This window comes from Streptomyces misionensis, from assembly GCF_900104815.1.
GTDB lineage: Bacteria > Actinomycetota > Actinomycetes > Streptomycetales > Streptomycetaceae > Streptomyces > Streptomyces misionensis.
This window is the reverse complement of the sequence record NZ_FNTD01000004.1, coordinates 2,302,680-2,320,794: the sequence shown is the minus strand read 5'-3', so window position 1 is coordinate 2,320,794 and position 18,115 is coordinate 2,302,680. Positions and strand designations below refer to the sequence as shown.

Annotated in this window: 23 protein-coding genes; 21 read left to right on the top strand and 2 right to left on the bottom strand. The window is 72.8% G+C overall.

Going from position 1 to position 18,115, the window contains the following annotated elements; genetic code table 11:
- The first annotated feature begins 229 nt into the window (after positions 1–229).
- The 10 genes from hisD to BLW85_RS12120 all read left to right on the top strand — a co-directional run bounded on the left by hisD (position 230) and on the right by BLW85_RS12120 (position 7,942).
- Complete coding sequence (gene hisD, locus BLW85_RS12160) at positions 230–1,555, top strand: histidinol dehydrogenase (protein WP_074992053.1); 1,326 nt, start codon at positions 230–232, stop codon at positions 1,553–1,555.
- Positions 1,552–2,664 carry a histidinol-phosphate transaminase gene (locus tag BLW85_RS12155; RefSeq protein WP_070028557.1) on the top strand — a complete coding sequence of 371 codons (1,113 nt, stop codon included), beginning with the start codon at positions 1,552–1,554 and terminating at the stop codon, positions 2,662–2,664. Before hisD ends, BLW85_RS12155 begins: the two co-directional genes overlap by 4 nt.
- On the top strand, positions 2,661–3,254 hold the full coding sequence (hisB, locus tag BLW85_RS12150; protein ID WP_074992052.1) for an imidazoleglycerol-phosphate dehydratase HisB: 594 nt from the start codon (positions 2,661–2,663) through the stop codon (positions 3,252–3,254). Before BLW85_RS12155 ends, hisB begins: the two co-directional genes overlap by 4 nt.
- Positions 3,255–3,257: 3 nt before the next feature.
- Complete coding sequence (locus BLW85_RS39360) at positions 3,258–3,422, top strand: hypothetical protein (protein WP_167381400.1); 165 nt, start codon at positions 3,258–3,260, stop codon at positions 3,420–3,422.
- The gene (hisH, locus tag BLW85_RS12145) at positions 3,413–4,063 is read left to right on the top strand and encodes an imidazole glycerol phosphate synthase subunit HisH (RefSeq protein WP_070028555.1); all 651 of its coding nucleotides are present in this window, start codon (positions 3,413–3,415) and stop codon (positions 4,061–4,063) included. Before BLW85_RS39360 ends, hisH begins: the two co-directional genes overlap by 10 nt.
- Before the next feature lie 3 nt (positions 4,064–4,066).
- Complete coding sequence (gene priA / locus BLW85_RS12140) at positions 4,067–4,792, top strand: bifunctional 1-(5-phosphoribosyl)-5-((5-phosphoribosylamino)methylideneamino)imidazole-4-carboxamide isomerase/phosphoribosylanthranilate isomerase PriA (protein ID WP_070028554.1); 726 nt, start codon at positions 4,067–4,069, stop codon at positions 4,790–4,792.
- Positions 4,789–5,184, top strand: a complete 396-nt coding sequence (locus tag BLW85_RS12135) for a RidA family protein (RefSeq protein ID WP_070028553.1) — start codon at positions 4,789–4,791, stop codon at positions 5,182–5,184. The genes priA and BLW85_RS12135 overlap by 4 nt, the downstream gene beginning before the upstream one ends.
- A 6-nt stretch (positions 5,185–5,190) precedes the next feature.
- On the top strand, positions 5,191–5,946 hold the full coding sequence (gene hisF, locus BLW85_RS12130; RefSeq protein ID WP_070028552.1) for an imidazole glycerol phosphate synthase subunit HisF: 756 nt from the start codon (positions 5,191–5,193) through the stop codon (positions 5,944–5,946).
- Between the two features lie 123 nt (positions 5,947–6,069).
- A complete protein-coding gene (locus BLW85_RS12125; RefSeq protein ID WP_070028551.1) occupies positions 6,070–6,660 on the top strand; it encodes an ArsR/SmtB family transcription factor in 591 nt (196 codons plus the stop codon).
- A 76-nt stretch (positions 6,661–6,736) separates the two neighbouring features.
- Positions 6,737–7,942 carry an MFS transporter gene (locus BLW85_RS12120; protein WP_074996047.1) on the top strand — a complete coding sequence of 402 codons (1,206 nt, stop codon included), beginning with the start codon at positions 6,737–6,739 and terminating at the stop codon, positions 7,940–7,942.
- A 3-nt stretch (positions 7,943–7,945) separates the two neighbouring features.
- Here the strand turns inward: BLW85_RS12120 and BLW85_RS12115 are convergent, their stop codons facing one another.
- Together BLW85_RS12115 and BLW85_RS12110 are read right to left on the bottom strand one after the other, a co-directional pair.
- Positions 7,946–8,344, bottom strand: coding sequence for a VOC family protein (locus BLW85_RS12115; RefSeq protein ID WP_074992051.1), 399 nt, complete (start codon positions 8,342–8,344; stop codon positions 7,946–7,948).
- Between the two features lie 9 nt (positions 8,345–8,353).
- On the bottom strand, positions 8,354–8,989 hold the full coding sequence (locus BLW85_RS12110; RefSeq protein ID WP_070028549.1) for a TIGR03085 family metal-binding protein: 636 nt from the start codon (positions 8,987–8,989) through the stop codon (positions 8,354–8,356).
- Between the two features lie 82 nt (positions 8,990–9,071).
- On the opposite strand from BLW85_RS12110, the gene hisI reads away from it, so the two are divergent.
- From hisI to lgt, 11 genes are all read left to right on the top strand, one after another.
- Positions 9,072–9,470 carry a phosphoribosyl-AMP cyclohydrolase gene (hisI, locus tag BLW85_RS12105; RefSeq protein ID WP_074996046.1) on the top strand — a complete coding sequence of 133 codons (399 nt, stop codon included), beginning with the start codon at positions 9,072–9,074 and terminating at the stop codon, positions 9,468–9,470.
- A gap of 11 nt (positions 9,471–9,481) precedes the next feature.
- Positions 9,482–10,987: an anthranilate synthase component I gene (locus tag BLW85_RS12100; RefSeq protein WP_070028548.1), complete on the top strand. Its 1,506-nt coding sequence runs from the start codon at positions 9,482–9,484 to the stop codon at positions 10,985–10,987.
- A gap of 25 nt (positions 10,988–11,012) precedes the next feature.
- Positions 11,013–11,651, top strand: a complete 639-nt coding sequence (locus BLW85_RS12095) for a TIGR02234 family membrane protein (RefSeq protein WP_074992050.1) — start codon at positions 11,013–11,015, stop codon at positions 11,649–11,651.
- A gap of 167 nt (positions 11,652–11,818) precedes the next feature.
- On the top strand, positions 11,819–12,082 hold the full coding sequence (locus tag BLW85_RS12090; protein WP_070028546.1) for an HGxxPAAW family protein: 264 nt from the start codon (positions 11,819–11,821) through the stop codon (positions 12,080–12,082).
- A gap of 243 nt (positions 12,083–12,325) precedes the next feature.
- A complete protein-coding gene (locus BLW85_RS12085) occupies positions 12,326–12,727 on the top strand; it encodes a DUF2752 domain-containing protein (protein WP_074996045.1) in 402 nt (133 codons plus the stop codon).
- Between the two features lie 137 nt (positions 12,728–12,864).
- Positions 12,865–13,674, top strand: a complete 810-nt coding sequence (trpC, locus tag BLW85_RS12080) for an indole-3-glycerol phosphate synthase TrpC (protein ID WP_074992049.1) — start codon at positions 12,865–12,867, stop codon at positions 13,672–13,674.
- Positions 13,675–13,695: 21 nt separating this feature from the next.
- Complete coding sequence (gene trpM, locus BLW85_RS40885; protein ID WP_071828677.1) at positions 13,696–13,932, top strand: tryptophan biosynthesis modulator TrpM; 237 nt, start codon at positions 13,696–13,698, stop codon at positions 13,930–13,932.
- 71 nt (positions 13,933–14,003) lie between these two features.
- The gene (trpB, locus tag BLW85_RS12070; protein WP_074992048.1) at positions 14,004–15,287 is read left to right on the top strand and encodes a tryptophan synthase subunit beta; all 1,284 of its coding nucleotides are present in this window, start codon (positions 14,004–14,006) and stop codon (positions 15,285–15,287) included.
- On the top strand, positions 15,284–16,102 hold the full coding sequence (gene trpA, locus BLW85_RS12065) for a tryptophan synthase subunit alpha (protein WP_070028543.1): 819 nt from the start codon (positions 15,284–15,286) through the stop codon (positions 16,100–16,102). Before trpB ends, trpA begins: the two co-directional genes overlap by 4 nt.
- Before the next feature lie 98 nt (positions 16,103–16,200).
- A complete protein-coding gene (locus BLW85_RS12060; RefSeq protein WP_074992047.1) occupies positions 16,201–16,977 on the top strand; it encodes a DsbA family protein in 777 nt (258 codons plus the stop codon).
- A gap of 82 nt (positions 16,978–17,059) precedes the next feature.
- Complete coding sequence (gene lgt, locus BLW85_RS12055) at positions 17,060–18,049, top strand: prolipoprotein diacylglyceryl transferase (RefSeq protein WP_074992046.1); 990 nt, start codon at positions 17,060–17,062, stop codon at positions 18,047–18,049.
- The last annotated feature ends 66 nt before the right edge of the window (positions 18,050–18,115 follow it).

Sequence of the window (18,115 nt, the reverse complement as noted above, 5' to 3'; positions counted from 1 at the left end):
CTGTTCCTCTTTCGTCGCCGGCCGGGACCCCTGCGCGGTCCGGGCCTTCTTCGCCGTTCGGGAGGTTTCGTCCAGCCGTTGATGCCCGCTGAGTGACGCCCGGAACACCAGGGGTGAAGGGGATCTTCCGGGTTCCGGCCAGCGTATGTACCACCGATTGGTCCACGTTCTGTATCAGCCACTGATACGCGCGGACGACCAAGGACGGCGGTCTGAGAGAATTGGAACCGTGATTTCCCGAATCGATCTGCGCGGCGACGCCCTCCCCGAGGGCCCCGCCCTGCGTGACCTGCTGCCCCGAGCCGACTTCGACGTTCAGGCCGCCCTGGAGAAGGTGCGTCCGATCTGCGAGGACGTGCATCATCGTGGCGACGCGGCGCTGATCGACTTCGCGGAGAAGTTCGACGGAGTACGGCTGGAATCCGTCCGTGTGCCGGCCCAGGCGCTCGCCGACGCGCTGGCCGCCCTCGACCCGGCCGTGCGCGCGGCCCTGGAGGAGTCCATCCGGCGCGCCCGTCTCGTCCACCGCGAGCAGCGCCGCGCCACCCACACCACCCAGGTCGTCCCCGGCGGGTCCGTGACCGAGAAGTGGGTCCCGGTCGAGCGCGTCGGGCTGTACGCGCCCGGCGGCCGCTCGGTCTACCCCTCCTCCGTGATCATGAACGCGGTCCCGGCCCAGGAGGCCGGTGTCGAGTCGATCGCGCTGGCCTCGCCGCCGCAGGCCGAGTTCGGGGGGCTGCCGCACCCGACGATCCTGGCCGCCTGCGCGCTGCTCGGCGTGGACGAGGTGTACGCGGCCGGCGGCGCCACGGCCGTCGCGATGTTCGCGTACGGCACCGAGTCCTGCCCGCCCGCGAACATGGTCACCGGCCCCGGCAACATCTGGGTCGCCGCCGCCAAGCGCTATTTCACCGGCCGGATCGGCATCGACACCGAGGCCGGCCCCACCGAGATCGCGATCCTCGCGGACGAGACCGCCGACCCGGTGCACGTGGCTGCCGACCTGATCAGCCAGGCCGAGCACGACCCGCTCGCGGCGGCCGTGCTCGTCACCGACTCCGCGGACCTGGCCGCGGCGGTGGAGAAGGAGCTGGAGCCGCAGGTCGCGGCCACCCGGCACACCGACGACCGGATCCGTCCGGCCCTCGCGGGCAAGCAGTCCGCGATCGTCCTGGTGGACGGCGTCGAGGAGGGCCTGAAGGTGGTCGACGCGTACGGCGCCGAGCACCTGGAGATCCAGACCGCCGACGCCGCCGCCGTGGCCGACCGGGTGCGCAACGCGGGCGCGATCTTCATCGGCCCCTGGGCGCCGGTCTCGCTCGGCGACTACGCGGCCGGTTCCAACCACGTCCTGCCCACCGGCGGCTGCGCCTGCCACTCCTCGGGCCTGTCCGTGCAGTCCTTCCTGCGCGGCATCCACATCGTCGACTACACCAAGGACGCGCTGGCCGAGGTCGCGCACCACGTGGTGACGCTGGCGGAGGCGGAGGACCTGCCGGCGCACGGCGCGGCGATCAAGGCCCGGTTCGGGTGGAAGGTACCGGAGGGCAAGTGAGCGACGTGCGGATCGACGACCTCCCCATCCGGGACGAGCTGCGTGGCAAGTCCCCTTACGGCGCGCCCCAGCTGGACGTGCCCGTACGGCTGAACACCAACGAGAACCCGTACCCGCTGCCCGAGGCGCTGGTGGAGCGGATCGCCGAGCGGGTGCGCGAGGCGGCCCGCGAGCTGAACCGCTACCCCGACCGGGACGCGGTCCAGCTGCGCACCGAGCTGGCCAAGTACCTGGAGCGGACCGGCAGGCACCCGCTCGGCATCGAGAACGTGTGGGCGGCCAACGGTTCCAACGAGGTCATCCAGCAGCTGCTGCAGACCTTCGGCGGGCCCGGCCGCACCGCCATCGGCTTCGAGCCGTCGTACTCGATGCACGCGCTGATCGCCCGCGGCACCGGCACCGGCTGGATCTCCGGCCCGCGCAACGAGGACTTCACCATCGACCTCGCCGCCGCCGAGAAGGCCATCGCCGAGCACCGGCCCGACGTCGTCTTCGTCACCACCCCCAACAACCCCACCGGCAACGCGGTGCCGCCCGAGACGGTGCTCGCGCTGTACGAGGCGGCGCAGGCGGCCAAGCCGTCGATGGTGATCGTGGACGAGGCGTACATCGAGTTCAGCCACGGCGACTCGCTGCTGCCGCTGCTCGACGGCCGCCCGCACCTGGTGATCTCGCGCACCATGTCCAAGGCGTTCGGCGCGGCCGGCCTGCGCCTCGGCTACCTGGCCGCCGACCCGGCCGTGGTGGACGCCGTCCAGCTGGTCCGGCTGCCCTACCACCTGTCGGCGATCACCCAGGCGACCGCGCTGGCCGCCCTGGAGCACACCGACACCCTGCTCGGCTATGTCGAGCAGCTGAAGTCCGAGCGGGACCGGCTGGTCGCCGAGCTGCGCGCGACCGGCTACGACGTCATCGAGTCCGACGCCAACTTCGTGCAGTTCGGCCGGTTCGCCGACGCGCACGAGGCCTGGCGGAAGATCCTCGACCGGGGCGTCCTGGTCCGGGACAACGGCGTACCGGGATGGCTGCGGGTCTCCGCGGGCACGCCCGAGGAGAACGACGCGTTCCTCGACGCCGTACGTGAAGTCAAGAAGGAGCTTGAGGCATGAGCCGCGTAGGGCGCGTCGAGCGCACCACCAAGGAGACCTCGGTCCTGGTCGAGATAGACCTCGACGGCACCGGGCGGACCGACATCGCCACCGGCGTCGGCTTCTACGACCACATGCTCGACCAGCTCGGCCGGCACGGACTGTTCGACCTGACCGTGAAGACCGACGGCGACCTGCACATCGACTCCCACCACACCATCGAGGACACCGCCCTCGCGCTCGGCGCCGCCTTCAAGCAGGCGCTCGGCGACAAGGTGGGCATCTACCGCTTCGGCAACTGCACGGTCCCGCTGGACGAGTCGCTCGCCCAGGTCACCGTCGACCTCTCCGGCCGTCCCTACCTGGTGCACACCGAGCCCGAGCGGATGGCGCCGATGATCGGCGCGTACGACACCACGATGACCCGGCACATCCTGGAGTCCTTCGTGGCCCAGGCGCAGATCGCGCTGCACGTCCACGTACCGTATGGACGCAACGCCCACCACATCGTGGAGTGCCAGTTCAAGGCGCTGGCCCGGGCGCTGCGCTACGCCTCCGAGCGCGACCCGCGCGCGGCCGGCATCCTCCCGTCGACGAAGGGCGCGCTGTAACCCATGACCGGTCTGTCGACCATCCTGATCGTCGTCGGCCTCTTCCTGGTCGGTGGCATCGTCTCCTTCGTCAAGCAGAAGATGCCCACCAGCCTGATCGTGCTGCTCTCCCTGGCGGCCGGGATGTGCCTGGTCGCGGGCGTCATGCGGCTGGAGGTGTGGAATTGAGCGCGGCCGCGAAGAAGGTCGTGGTCTTCGACTACGGCTTCGGCAATGTCCGCTCCGCCGAGCGAGCCCTCGCACGGGTCGGCGCCGAGGTGGAGATCACCCGCGACTTCGACAGGGCGATGAACGCCGACGGCCTGCTGGTGCCGGGCGTCGGCGCCTTCGCCGCCTGCATGCAGGGCCTGCGCGCCGCCCGCGGTGACTGGATCGTGGACCGCCGGCTGTCCGGCGGACGGCCGGTGATGGGCATCTGCGTCGGCATGCAGATCCTGTTCACGCGCGGCATCGAGCACGGCGTGGAGGCCGAGGGCCTGGAGGAATGGCCCGGCACCGTCGCGCCCCTGGAGGCCGACGTCGTGCCCCACATGGGCTGGAACACCGTCGAGGCCCCCGCCGACTCGGAGCTGTTCGCGGGTCTCGACGCCGACGCCCGCTTCTACTTCGTGCACTCCTACGCCGTCCACGACTGGACGCAGGAGGCGAACAACCCGGTGATCGCCGCGCCCAAGGTCACCTGGGCCACGCACGGCCGGCCGTTCGTCGCCGCGGTGGAGAACGGTGCCCTGTGGGCCACCCAGTTCCACCCCGAGAAGTCCGGCGACGCCGGTGCCCAGCTCCTCACCAACTGGATCGGAACCCTGTAGACCATGGCCAAGCTCGAACTCCTCCCCGCCGTCGACGTCCGCGACGGCCAGGCCGTACGGCTCGTCCACGGCGAGTCCGGGACCGAGACCTCCTACGGCTCCCCGCTGGAGGCCGCCCTCGCCTGGCAGCGGTCCGGCGCCGAGTGGCTGCACCTGGTCGACCTGGACGCGGCCTTCGGCACCGGCGACAACCGGGCCCTGATCGCCGAGGTCGCGGGGGCGATGGACATCAAGGTGGAGCTGTCCGGCGGCATCCGTGACGACGACACCCTGGCCGCCGCCCTCGCCACCGGCTGCACCCGCGTCAACCTCGGCACGGCCGCCCTGGAGAGCCCCGAGTGGGTCGCCAAGGTGATCGCCGAGCACGGCGACAAGATCGCGGTGGGCCTGGACGTGCGCGGCACCACCCTGCGCGGCCGCGGCTGGACCCGCGACGGCGGCGACCTCTACGAGACGCTGGAGCGCCTGAACAAGGAGGGCTGCGCCCGCTACGTCGTCACCGACATCGCCAAGGACGGCACCCTCCAGGGCCCCAACCTGGAGCTGCTGCGGAACGTGTGCGCGGCGACGGACCGGCCGGTCGTGGCCTCCGGCGGCGTGTCGTCCCTGGACGACCTGCGCGCCATCGCCGAACTGGTGCCCCTCGGTGTCGAGGGCTCCATCGTCGGGAAGGCCCTGTACGCGAAGGCGTTCACCCTGGAAGAGGCCCTGGAGGCTGTGTCGTCATGACGTCCGAAGCCGTGCGGCGTGTGCAGAGCGGAAGTCCCTGGGAAGAGAGCTTCGGTTTCGCGCGCGCCGTCGCGGCCGGGGACCGGGTGTCCGTGGGCGGCACCACGTCCTTCAAGGGCACGGTCCTCTACGGCGAGGGCGATCCGTACGAGCAGACCCGGGTCGCCTTCGGCAACGCCCTCGACGCGCTGAAGGAGTTCGGGCTCGGCGTCGAGTCCGTGATCCGCACCCGTATGTACCTGAGCCATGTGCGCGACGTCGACGAGGCGGGGCGGGCCCACAAGGAGCTGTTCGACTCCGTGCGCCCGTGCACGACCCTGCTGGTGGTCGAGGGCTTCGTGGACCCGCGCATCCTGGTCGAAGTAGAGCTTGAAGCATTCAGAGGAGCCTGAGCAGTCATGACCCTGGCGGTCCGAGTCATCCCCTGCCTGGACGTGGACAACGGCCGGGTCGTCAAGGGCGTCAACTTCCAGAACCTGCGCGACGCGGGCGACCCCGTCGAGATGGCCAAGGTGTACGACGCCGAGGGCGCCGACGAGCTGACGTTCCTGGACATCACCGCGTCCTCGGGCAACCGGGAGACGACGTACGACGTGGTGCGCCGCACCGCCGAGCAGGTCTTCATCCCGCTCACCGTCGGCGGCGGCGTGCGCACCGCCGAGGACGTGGACAAGCTGCTGCGGGCGGGCGCCGACAAGGTGGGCGTGAACACCGCGGCCATCGCCCGTCCCGAGCTGATCCGCGAGATCGCCGAGCGCTTCGGCCGCCAGGTGCTGGTGCTGTCGGTGGACGCCCGGCGCGCCGAGTCCGGTTCCTTCGAGGTCACCACGCACGGCGGTCGCCGGGGCACCGGCATCGACGCCGTCGAGTGGGCGCACCGCGCGGCCGAACTGGGCGCGGGCGAGATCCTGCTGAACTCGATGGACGCGGACGGCACCAAGGACGGCTACGACCTGGAGATGATCGCCGCCGTCCGCAAGCACGTCTCCGTGCCGGTGATCGCCTCCGGCGGCGCGGGCAGGCTGGCCGACTTCCCGCCGGCCGTCGCCGCGGGCGCGGACGCGGTCCTGGCCGCCTCCGTCTTCCACTTCGGCGATCTGCGCATCGGCGAGGTGAAGGAGACGCTGCGGGGGGCGGGACACCCGGTGCGCTGACGCCCGGCGAGCGGGCTCGGCCCCGGTGGCTGGTGCCGCCGGGGCCTTTTCACGGAACAGACGCGAAAGGAAAGTTGCGCAAACTTCATTGCGCAAGATTTCTTTCCCATCTAGGATCATGGCATGCCAGAGAAGGAAAGAGACCGCCGGATCACCGACCTGGGCACCCTCAAGGCGCTCGCCCACCCCCTGCGGATGCGGCTCTACCGCGCCCTGACCCTGGCCCGGACGGCGACCGCCTCCCAGCTCGCCGGCCAGGTCGACGAGGCCGTCTCGCTGGTCAGCTACCACCTGCGCAAGCTGGCCGAGCACGGGCTGATCGAGGAGGCCGCGCAGCAGAGCGGGGACGGCCGGGAACGCTGGTGGCAGCCCGCGTCCGACGGCGTGCGCATCAGCGACGAGGACTTCCGCGACGCCCCCGAGAAGGCCGCCGCGCACACCGCCGCGAGCAGGCTGTTCTTCGCCCAGCGGACCGAGATGTACCAGCGCTTCCTCGACGAGCGCGCGCACTGGGGCGAGGAGTGGAACGACGCCGCCGAGTCCTCCGAGGCCATGCTGCGGCTCACCGCCGCCGAACTCGCCGAGCTGACCCGGGACATGCTCGCCCTCGTGCGGCGCTACGAGGAGCGCGGCCGGGCGGCGCAGGCCGCCGGCGAGACCGGGGGCCGCGAGAACGTCGCGGTCCACACCTACGCGTTCCCGTTCCGTGGCTGAGCCCCGCCGCGCCCCGGCCGCCCCGCCCCGCCCGTCCGAGGAGCCCGACCCGGCCTCGTCGCTCGCACCCGCCACCGTGCAGGCCCACCGGGACCCCAATGTGCGGCGCTGGCTGACCGCCTACACCTGCTCCATGCTCGGCGACAGCGTCTACTACCTCGCGCTGTCCTGGGCGGCCGTGCGGGCCGGGACCCCGGCACAGGCCGGCCTGGTGATGTCGGTGAGCGCGGTGCCCAGGGCCGTCCTGATGCTCGGCGGGGGAGTGCTCGCCGACCGGCTCGGGCCCCGCCGGGTCGTCGTCGGCAGCGACGCCATGCGCTGCGCCGCCGTCCTCGCGGTGGCCGCCCTGCTGTACCTCACCAGCCCCGGACTGTGGCCGCTCGCCCTGCTCGCACTGGTCTTCGGCACCGTGGACGCCGTGTTCATACCCGCCGTGGGCGCCCTGCCCGCCCGGATCACCGGCCCGGACCAGCTGGCCCGGGTGCAGGGCATGCGCGGTCTGGCCATCCGGTTCGCGAGCGTCGTCGGCGCCCCGCTCGGCGGTCTCGGCGTGGCCGTCGGCGGCGCCCCGGCGGCCTTCGCCCTCGCCGGAGCGCTGATCGCGGTCTCCGTGCCGCTGCTGCTCTCCGTGCGGATACGGGAGCTGCCGGGCGGGGCGGACGGCCCCCGCGGCACCGCCCGGGCCGACCTCGCCGCCGGGCTGCGCCACATCCGCCGGCACCGCGTCCTCGCCCCGCTGATGCTCTCCATCGCCCTCGGCGACCTGGGCTTCGTCGGCCCGCTGAACGTCGGCCTCACCCTGCTCGCGGACCACCGCGGCTGGGGTGCCACCGGGATGGGCTGGGTGCTCGCCGGGTTCGGCGTGGGCGCCGGGGCCGCCTCGCTGCTGCTCACCCTCCGGGGGCGGCTGCCGCGCGCCGGACTGCTGTCCGGCGTCGCCCTGCTCGCCGGGTCCTTCGCCGTCGGCGCCCTCGCCTTCGCGCCCACCCTCTGGGTGGCCGTCGGCACCGCCCTGCTCGTCGGCCTGCTGACCGGGCTCAGCGGCGCCCTGTGCGGCGCCGTGCTCCAGACCCAGGCCGACCCCGCCTACCTCGGCCGGGTCACCGCCGTCTCCAGCCTGATCAGCCTCGGCCTCACCCCGCTGAGCATGCCGGTGGCCGCCGCCGCGATCGGCCTGTGGGGAGTCGGGCCCGTCTACCTGGTCAGCGCCTGCGTCTGCGGCCTCGGCGGGGTCGTCCCCCTCGTCGTACCGGCCCTGCGCCGCGCCGAACTCCCGGGCTGACCCTCACGCGTCGGGCTGCACCAGCTGCACCAGATTGCCGCACGTGTCGTCGAGCACCGCCGCCAGCACCGGCCCCTGCCGCCGCGGCCCGTGCGGGAAGCGGACGCCCAGCGCGGACAGCCGGCGGTGTTCGGCCGGGAGGTCGTCCACCGAGAAGACGATGCACGGGATGCCCGCCTCGTACAGCGCCCGGCGGTAGGGCTCGGCGACGAGCCCCTGGCCCGGCTCCAGGAGGAGCTGGAGGTCCGGCTGGGCGCCCTCGGGCGCGCCGACCGTCACGAAGAGCGTGCCGTTGCCGAGATCCATGCGCGTACGGGTCTCGAAACCGAGGACGTCCGTGTAGAAGGCGTGGGCCCGCGCCACGTCGTCCACGTACACCCCGGTCATCGCGACCTTGATCACCAGGCGGCCTCAGAAGCCCAGCTGCTTGGACGAGTGCAGGGTGTCGATCGCCTCCGCGTCACCCTCCAGCTCCACCTGCGCCGCCCGGTCCCGGCCGAACGCGAACAGCAGCAGCTCCGAGGGCTCCCCGGTGGCCGTGACCACCGGCGCGCCCTTGTGGGCCACCACGGTCTGCCCGTCCGGGCGGCGCAGCACCAGCCCCGTCGGCACACCGCGGCCCAGCAGCCGGGCCGTCCGCTCCAGGCGGGACCACAGGGTGTCCTGGAACACCGGGTCCAGCTCCCGCCGGCTCCAGTCCGGCTGCGCCCGGCGCACGTCCTCGGTGTGGATGTAGAACTCGACCGTGTTCGCCGCCTCGTCCACCTGCTTGACCTGGAACGGCGAGAACCGCGGCGGACCGGTGCGGATGAGCTGGATCAGCTCCTCGTACGGCTTCGCGGTGTACTCGGCCATCACCTTCTCCAGGCGGGACGCGAGCTGCTTGATCAGCGCGCCCCCGGCCGCGTCCGGACGGCGCTCGCGCACGATCACGTGCGCGGCCAGGTCCCGGGTCCGCCACCCCTCGCACAGGGTCGGCGCCTCCGGGCCCACGGTTTCCAAGAGGTCGGCGAGCAGGAGCCGTTCACGCTTGGCGAAGGTCGACATGGGGTCAGCCTACGATGAGCCGCCGGTCCGCGCAGTGGACACCCGGCCGGGGCTGTCGGTGGCGCGCGGCACAATGGCACCCATGACGAGTACGCCCGGCACGCCCCGGCCCAGCAGCCTCGACCCGGAGATCGCCGCCCGCCTCAAGCGCGGCGCCGACGGCCTCCTGCCCGCGATCGCCCAGCAGTACGACACCGGGGAGGTGCTCATGCTCGGCTGGATGGACGACGAGGCACTGCATCGGACCCTGACCACCGGCCGCTGCACCTACTGGTCGCGCAGCCGCCAGGAGTACTGGGTCAAGGGCGACACCTCCGGGCACGTCCAGTGGGTGAAGTCGGTCGCGCTCGACTGTGACGCCGACACCGTGCTGGTCCGGGTGGACCAGGAGGGCGCCGCCTGCCACACCGGCGCGCGCACCTGCTTCGACGAGGACGTCCTGCTCGACGGGGACGCCGCCGTGTCCGGCGCGGACCGGTGAGGGCCGCCGCCATGGACCTGGAGACCTTCCGCAAACTCGCCGCCGACCGCCGCGTCGTCCCGGTCACCCGCAAGCTCCTCGCCGACGGCGACACCCCCGTCGCCCTCTACCGCAAGCTGGCCAAGGAGCGCCCCGGCACCTTCCTGCTGGAGTCCGCCGAGAACGGCCGCTCCTGGTCCCGCTACTCCTTCGTCGGCGTCCGCAGCGCGGCCACCCTCACCGCCCGGGACGGCGAGGCCCACTGGCTGGGCACCCCGCCCGTCGGCGTCCCGGTGGCCGGCGATCCGCTCAAGGCCCTGCGCGCCACCCTCCAGACCCTGCACACGCCGCGCGAGGAGGGCCTGCCGCCCTTCACCGGGGGCATGGTCGGCTACCTCGGCTACGACATCGTCCGCCGCCTGGAGAAGATCGGCCCCGGCGAGCGCGACGACCTGCGGCTGCCCGAGCTGACCATGCTCCTGACCAGCGACCTCGCCGTCATGGACCACTGGGAGGGCTCGGTCCTGCTGATCGCCAACGCGATCAACCACAACGACCTGGACACCGGCGTGGACGAGGCGTACCACGACGCGGTGGCCCGGCTCGACGCCATGGAGGCCGACCTCACCCGCGCGGTGGCCCAGCCCCCGGCCGTGCTGCCGCCCTCCGAACTGCCCGAGTACACCGCGCTGTGGGGCGGCCCCGACTTCCGGCGGGCCGTGGAGGACGTCAAGGAGCGCATCCGCGCGGGCGAGGCGTTCCAGGTCGTGCCCTCCCAGCGCTTCGAGACCCCGTGCACGGCGAGCGCCCTCGACGTCTACCGGGTGCTGCGGGCCACCAACCCCTCGCCGTACATGTACCTGTTCCGGTTCGACGGCTTCGACGTCGTCGGCTCCTCCCCGGAGGCCCTGGTCAAGGTCGAGGACGGGCGGGCGATGGTGCACCCCATCGCGGGCACCCGGCCGCGCGGTGCCACGCCGCAGGAGGACCAGGGGCTCGCCGAGGAACTGCTCGCCGACCCCAAGGAGCGCGCCGAGCACCTGATGCTGGTCGACCTCGGGCGCAACGACCTCGGGCGGGTCTGCGAGCCCGGCTCCGTCGAGGTGGTCGACTTCATGTCGATCGAGCGCTACTCGCACGTGATGCACATCGTCTCGACCGTGACCGGCCGGGTCGCCGGCGGCCGCACCGCCTTCGACGTGCTCACCGCCTGCTTCCCGGCCGGCACGCTCTCCGGCGCCCCCAAGCCCCGGGCGATGCAGATCATCGACGAACTGGAGCCGTCCCGGCGCGGCCTGTACGGCGGCTGCGTCGGCTACCTGGACTTCGCGGGCGACTCCGACACGGCCATCGCCATCCGCACCGCCCTGCTGCGCGACGGCACGGCGTACGTCCAGGCCGGAGCCGGCGTCGTCGCCGACTCCGACCCGGTCGCGGAGGACCAGGAGTGCCGCAACAAGGCCGCCGCGGTGCTCAGGGCGGTGCACACGGCCAACCGGCTCGGCGCCCAGGGACGCCCGTCACACAACCCCGGGTGACGGTTCCGCCGGGGTTCAGGCGATAGTGGAGTACGTGACTGCTGCTCCTGACCCCCGTTCCGAAGCCGCCGCGCCCGCCCGGTCCGGGCGCCGCAGCCTCGCCGTGGCCCTGCTGTTCGGCGCGCTCGGCGCGGCCGTGGCGCTGCTCGCCAGCCGGCAGCGCTGGGCGGAGGGCACCGCGACGGTGGCCGGCGGCACCTTCCCGCTGACCGCCAAGGGCAGCGACGTCACGGGCGTGCCCGCGGCCCTCGCCATAGTGGGCCTCGCCGCGCTCGTCGCCGTCTTCGCCGTGCGCCGGGCGGGTCGCGTCGCCGTCGCCGCGCTGCTCGCGCTGTCCGGGGCCGGCATCGTCCTCGCCGCCCTGGTGTCCGCCTCCGACAGCACCGCGCTGGACGAGAAGGCGGCCCAGGCCAGCGGCGACACCTCCGCCACGGTCGCGTCGCTGAGCCACACCGGCTGGCCGTACGCGGCGGCCGTCGGCGGACTGCTGATCCTGCTCGCCGGGCTGCTCGCGCTGCGCTTCGGCGGCCGCTGGCCCGCCATGTCCGGCCGCTACGAACGCGGCACCGACCGCCCGCGCCGGAGCGCGCGCCCGGTCGACCCCGAGCGCCCCGAGGAGATCTGGAAGGCCCTGGACCGGGGCGAGGACCCCACCGGCGCCTGACCCTTCGCGGGGTGTGGCGAACCAGACTCCACCCCCGCGTCCGGCGCCCGCCGGCGTACGGGACAATGGACGACGAGCGTCCGGCTCGGACAGTGTGACGGGCGGGCTCGGAGCCGTACGAACGTACGCTCCCCTGGGACACGTACACAGCAACGAGGAGCACAGACATGGCGGGCAGCAGCCACGGCCACGGTCACACCCCGGCCGCCTGGACCGGCGTCATCATTTCCTTCATCGGTTTCCTGGTCGCGGGTGCCCTCATGGTGATGGGCTCGGTCGTCGGCTTCTGGGCCGGCATGGCGCTGATCCTCCTCGGCGCCGTCGTGGGCGGGATCATGCGTGCCATGGGCCTCGGCCAGAACCAGAAGCCCCTCAAGATGGTCGGCGCCGCCCCCCTCGTCGCGCGCGAGCCGGCCGCGGCGGAGAGCTGATCCGCCGAACACCGCTTCCCGAGGGGTGGCCCGCGTCCATGACGGACGCCGGCCACCCCTCGCGGCGTACCGGGGCCGGGCGTCCGGCGCCTTTCCCGCGCGCGCCGGCGTCTCCTCGGCGAGAATGCTCCCGTGACCGCCGCCGATCCCGCCGCACCCGCACCGCCGCCGAGCGCGGCCCCGCCTGCCCCGGCCGCCGCCCGCGTACCCGGCGCCTTCGCCGGACCCCTCGCGAAGGGGGACGTGCCCCTGTGGCGGCGTCTGGGCGCTCCCGCCGGGGTGTTCGCCGCGGTGGCGGGCGCGTTCGCCTACGTCGGGGCCGTCGACCCCGGCCACCCCGGCCACTACCCGGTCTGCCCGCTCTACCGGTTCACCGGCCTGTACTGCCCCGGCTGCGGCGGGCTGCGCAGCGCGCACGCGTTCGTGCACGGGGACCTGGTGTCCGCGCTGCACGACAACGCGCCCGCCGTCGCCGGCTACGCCGTCTTCGCGGTGCTGTGGCTGGTCTGGGCCGCCCGCTCCTGGCGCGGCCGGCCCGCGCCCCGAATCGCCCTGCGGCCGGTCCAGGTGTGGTCGATCGCCGCGCTGCTGCTGGTGTTCAGCGTCGTTCGCAACCTGCCGTTCGGGGCCTGGCTGCACCCCTGACCAGCGGCTCGGGTGTCCACGACGTGAAACCGGCGTCCACCGGATGCGAGGGCTCCGCCCTGCTCCGGATACCATCGAGTGACCGACGGTTTTCACAACCTGAAGGAATTCCGACCCGCTGAAAGGGGGCCGCTCGCGTGAGTGTGCTCGACGAGATCATCGACGGCGTCCGTGCCGACCTCGCGGAGCGGCAGGCACGCGTCAGCCTCGACGAGCTCAAGGAGCGCGCGGCCAAGGCCCCCGCCGCCAAGGACGGGGTGGCCGCGCTCAAGGGCGACGGCGTCAAGGTCATCTGCGAGGTCAAGCGCTCCAGCCCCTCCAAGGGCGCGCTGGCCGCGATCGCCGACCCGGCCGGGCTCGCCGCGGACTACGAGGCGGGCGGCGCGTCCGTCATCTCCGTCCTCACCGAACAGCGCCGCTTCGGCGGCTCCCTCGCCGACCTGGAGGCCGTCCGCGTCCGCGTGGACATCCCGGTGCTGCGCAAGGACTTCATCGTCACGTCGTACCAGCTCTGGGAGGCCCGGGCCTACGGTGCCGACCTCGCGCTGCTGATCGTGGCCGCCCTGGAGCAGCCGGCCCTGGAGTCGCTGATCGAGCGCGCCGCGTCCATCGGCCTCACCCCGCTGGTCGAGGTGCACGACGAGGACGAGGTCGAGCGGGCCGTGGCCGCGGGCGCCAAGGTCATCGGCGTCAACGCGCGCAACCTCAAGACCCTCCAGGTGGACCGCGGCACCTTCGAGCGGGTCGCCCCGGAGATCCCGGACCACCTGGTCAAGGTCGCCGAGTCCGGCGTGCGCGGCCCGCACGACCTGATCGCCTACGCCAACGCCGGCGCCGACGCGGTCCTGGTCGGCGAGTCCCTGGTCACCGGCCGGGACCCGAAGACCGCCGTCTCCGACCTGGTCGCCGCGGGCGAACACCCCGCGCTCCGGCACGGCCGGGACTGATCGCCCGCTAGGCTGACCCCGATGACTACCTCCACCGTGACGACCGTGGACCGGTACGCCCGCCTGGCGCGCGGCTGCCGCCCCAGGGGCTGCCGAGCCCCTGCCCGGCGTGTCCACGGCCGCAGGGTGCGGTACGTCATCGGTGACGAGCCGGGGCAGGTGAACGGACGCCGATGGCAGCGCGCCCCACGGGGGCGCGGGGCAGGATCGGCTCCCGCGGCTTCGCCGCGCGAGCGCGACCGGCCGTACACGGCCTGAGGTCACCCCATCGGCTCCGCCCCCACGGCGAACAGTGTCTTTTCCGCACACACTCACCGTGAGGTACTGGCATGCCCAGCAACTACTTCTTCCCCGACCCGGAGGGTCAGGTGCCCAGCGCCGAGGGCTACTTCGGCGCGTTCGGCGGCAAGTTCATCCCGGAGGCCCTCGTCGCCGCCGTGGACGAGGTCGCCGTCGAGTACGACAAGGCGAAGGCCGACCCCGAGTTCGCGCGCGAGCTCGACGACCTGCTCGTCAACTACACCGGCCGGCCCAGCGCACTGACCGAGGTGCCCCGGTTCGCCGAACACGCCGGCGGAGCCCGGGTGTTCCTCAAGCGCGAGGACCTGAACCACACCGGCTCGCACAAGATCAACAACGTGCTCGGCCAGGCGCTGCTCACCAAGCGCATGGGCAAGACCCGCGTCATCGCCGAGACCGGCGCCGGCCAGCACGGCGTCGCCACCGCCACCGCCTGCGCCCTGTTCGGCCTCGACTGCACCATCTACATGGGCGAGATCGACACCCGCCGGCAGGCCCTGAACGTGGCCCGGATGCGGATGCTCGGCGCCGAGGTGGTCGCCGTGAAGTCCGGCAGCCGCACCCTCAAGGACGCCATCAACGAGGCGTTCCGCGACTGGGTCGCCAACGTCGACAGCACCCACTACCTGTTCGGCACGGTCGCCGGGCCGCACCCCTTCCCGGCCATGGTCCGCGACTTCCACCGGGTGATCGGCGTCGAGGCCCGCCGCCAGCTCCTGGAGCGCGCGGGACGCCTTCCCGACGCGGCCGTCGCCTGCGTCGGCGGCGGCTCCAACGCCATCGGCCTCTTCCACGCCTTCATCCCCGACGCGGACGTCCGCCTGATCGGCTGCGAACCGGCGGGCCACGGCATCGAGACCGGCGAGCACGCGGCGACCCTGACCGCGGGCGAGCCCGGCATCCTGCACGGCTCCCGCTCCTACGTCCTCCAGGACGAGGAGGGCCAGATCACCGAGCCGTACTCGATCTCGGCCGGCCTGGACTACCCCGGCATCGGGCCCGAGCACTCCTACCTCAAGGACTCCGGGCGCGGCGAGTACCGCGCGATCACCGACGACGCGGCCATGCGGGCGCTGCGCCTGCTGTCGCGCACCGAGGGCATCATCCCGGCCATCGAGAGCGCCCACGCCCTCGCCGGCGCCCTCGACGTCGGCAGAGAACTGGGCCCCGATGGCCTGATCGTCGTCAACCTCTCCGGCCGCGGCGACAAGGACATGGACACCGCGGCCCGTTACTTCGGGCTGTACGACACCGACGCCGAGGTGGCCGCGGACGCCGCCGACACCGCCGAGATCGAGGGGGACGCCAAGTGAGCGGGAACATCCAGCTGTTGACCGACACCCTCGCCGGTGCCAAGGCCGAGGGCCGGGCCGCGCTGATCGCGTACCTGCCGGCCGGGTTCCCCACCGTGGACGGCGGCATCGAGGCGATCAAGGCCGTCTTCGACGGCGGCGCCGACGTCGTCGAGGTGGGCCTGCCGCACAGCGACCCGGTGCTGGACGGCCCGGTCATCCAGACCGCCGACGACATCGCCCTGCGCGGCGGCGTCAGGATCGCGGACGTGATGCGCACCGTCCGGGAGGCCCACGCGGCCACCGGCAAGCCCGTGCTGGTGATGACGTACTGGAACCCCATCGACCGCTACGGCGTCGAGCGGTTCACCGCCGAGCTGGCCGAGGCGGGCGGCGCGGGCTGCATCCTGCCCGACCTGCCGGTGCAGGAGTCCGCGCTGTGGCGCGAGCACGCCGACAAGCACGGCCTGGCCACGGTCTTCGTGGTGGCGCCGAGCAGCAAGGACGCGCGGCTCGCCGAGATCACCGCGGCGGGCAGCGGGTTCGTCTACGCGGCCTCGCTGATGGGCGTCACCGGCACCCGCGAGTCCGTCGGCACGCAGGCCCAGGAGCTGGTGGAGCGCACCCGCGCCACCGGTACCGAGCTGGCCGTGTGCGTGGGCCTCGGCGTCTCCAACGCGCGGCAGGCCGCCGAGGTCGGCGCCTTCGCGGACGGCGTGATCGTGGGCTCGGCCTTCGTCAAGCGCATGCTGGACGCCCCCGACCACGCCTCGGGCATCGAGGCGGTCCGGGAGCTCGCCGGCGACCTGGCGAAGGGCGTGCGCGGCCAGGCGTAACCGCACGGGACATCCCGTATCGATCCATTCCGGTCACTCGAACGGGTGGACCTCGGGCCGGGGAGGCGCGCTGCGCCTCCCCGGTTCGTTCTGGGGGTGTGAGCGAGAAGAACCGTGACGGAAAGCGCACCGCCCGGGAGCGGCTGGCGGTCGAGCGCGAGAAGCAGAAGGCCGCGGAGAAGCGGCGGCGCACGCTGATCGTGGGCGCTGCCGTCGTCTGTGTCCTGGGCCTCGCGGCGGTGATCGGCGTGGTCGCCGCGAACTCGGGCAAGAACAAGAGCAGCAGCAGCGCGGGGCCGGTCGTGGCGCCCTCCGGCGCCCAGGGCAAGGACGGCCTCGCGATCCCGGTCGGCAAGGACGGCGCCAGATCCACGCTCACGATCTGGGAGGACTTCCGCTGCCCCGCCTGCCAGGCCTTCGAGGCGGCGTACCGGCCCACGCTCCACGAACTGGCCGACGCGGGCAAGCTCAGGATCGAGTACCACCTGGTCCGGCTGATCGACGGCAACCTCGGCGGCACCGGCTCCCTGCGCGCGGCCAACGCCGCCGCCTGCGCCCAGGACGCCGGGAAGTTCCGCGACTACCACGACACGCTGTACGCGAACCAGCCCAAGGAGACCGACGACGCCTTCGCGAGCAACGCCAAGCTGATCACCCTGGCCGGCAAGGTGAGCGGCCTGGACACGCCCGCCTACCGCACATGCGTGGACGGCGGTACGCACGACAGCTGGGTGAACCGCTCCCAGAAGGCCTTCCAGAGCGGCGGCTTCACCGGCACGCCCACGGTGCTGCTGGGCGGCAAGAACATCTACCAGGACCAGTCGATGACACCGGCCAAGCTCAAGCAGATGGTGGAGGCGGGCGACCGCGGGTAAGCGATTCTCACACCCCCGTTACGCAGCCGTGGCCAGGCGGCTTGGTGTCCCGGGGGCCTGGCACGGTAGCGTCGGACCTGCCATGGAACTTGCCTACATTCCCAGCCCGTCGCGCGGGGTGCTGTACCTCGGCCCCATCCCGCTGCGCGGCTACGCCTTCTGCATCATCATCGGCGTCTTCATCGCCGTCTGGCTCGGCAACAGGCGCTGGGTCGCCCGCGGCGGGCAGTCCGGCACGGTCGCCGACATCGCGGTGTGGGCCGTACCGTTCGGTCTGGTCGGTGGCCGGCTGTACCACGTGATCACGGACTACGAGCTGTACTTCAGCCCCGGCCGTGACTGGGTGGACGCCTTCAAGGTGTGGCAGGGCGGCCTGGGCATCTGGGGCGCGATCGCGCTGGGCGCGCTGGGCGCCTGGATCGGGGCGCGGCGCCGGGGCATCCCGATGCCCGCGTACGCCGACGCCGTCGCGCCCGGCATCGCCCTCGCGCAGGCCATGGGCCGCTGGGGCAACTGGTTCAACCAGGAGCTGTACGGCCGGGAGACCCATGTCCCCTGGGCGCTGCACATCACCTCCTCCGAGGGTGGCCGGGTGCCGGGCTACTACCACCCGACGTTCCTCTACGAGTCCCTGTGGTGCATCGGCGTCGCGTTCCTGGTGATCTGGGCGGACCGCCGCTTCAAGCTGGGCCATGGCCGGGCGTTCGCGCTGTACGTCGCCGCGTACTGCGTGGGCCGGGGCTGGATCGAGTACATGCGGGTGGACGACGCCCACCACATCCTCGGCCTGCGCCTCAACGACTGGACCGCCCTGATCGTCTTCCTGCTGGCGGTCACCTACATGATCGTCTCCGCGAAGCGCCGTCCCGGCCGCGAGGAGATCGTGGAGCCCCTCGCGGTCACGGCATCGGCGGACGGCAGGGACACGGACAAGGAGACGGACGCGGCCTCCGAGAAGTCCGACTCCGAGAAGGCCGTTCCCGGGAAGGCCGTTCCGGGGAAGTCCGCCGAGCCGGCGGACGAGCCGGGCACGGCCGCCGGGGCACCCGAGTCGGCGACGAAGCAGAGCTGACGCACGCGGTACGGCATCGAGGGCGCCCGGACTCTTCCGGGCGCCCTCGATCCGTGTGGGCCCTCG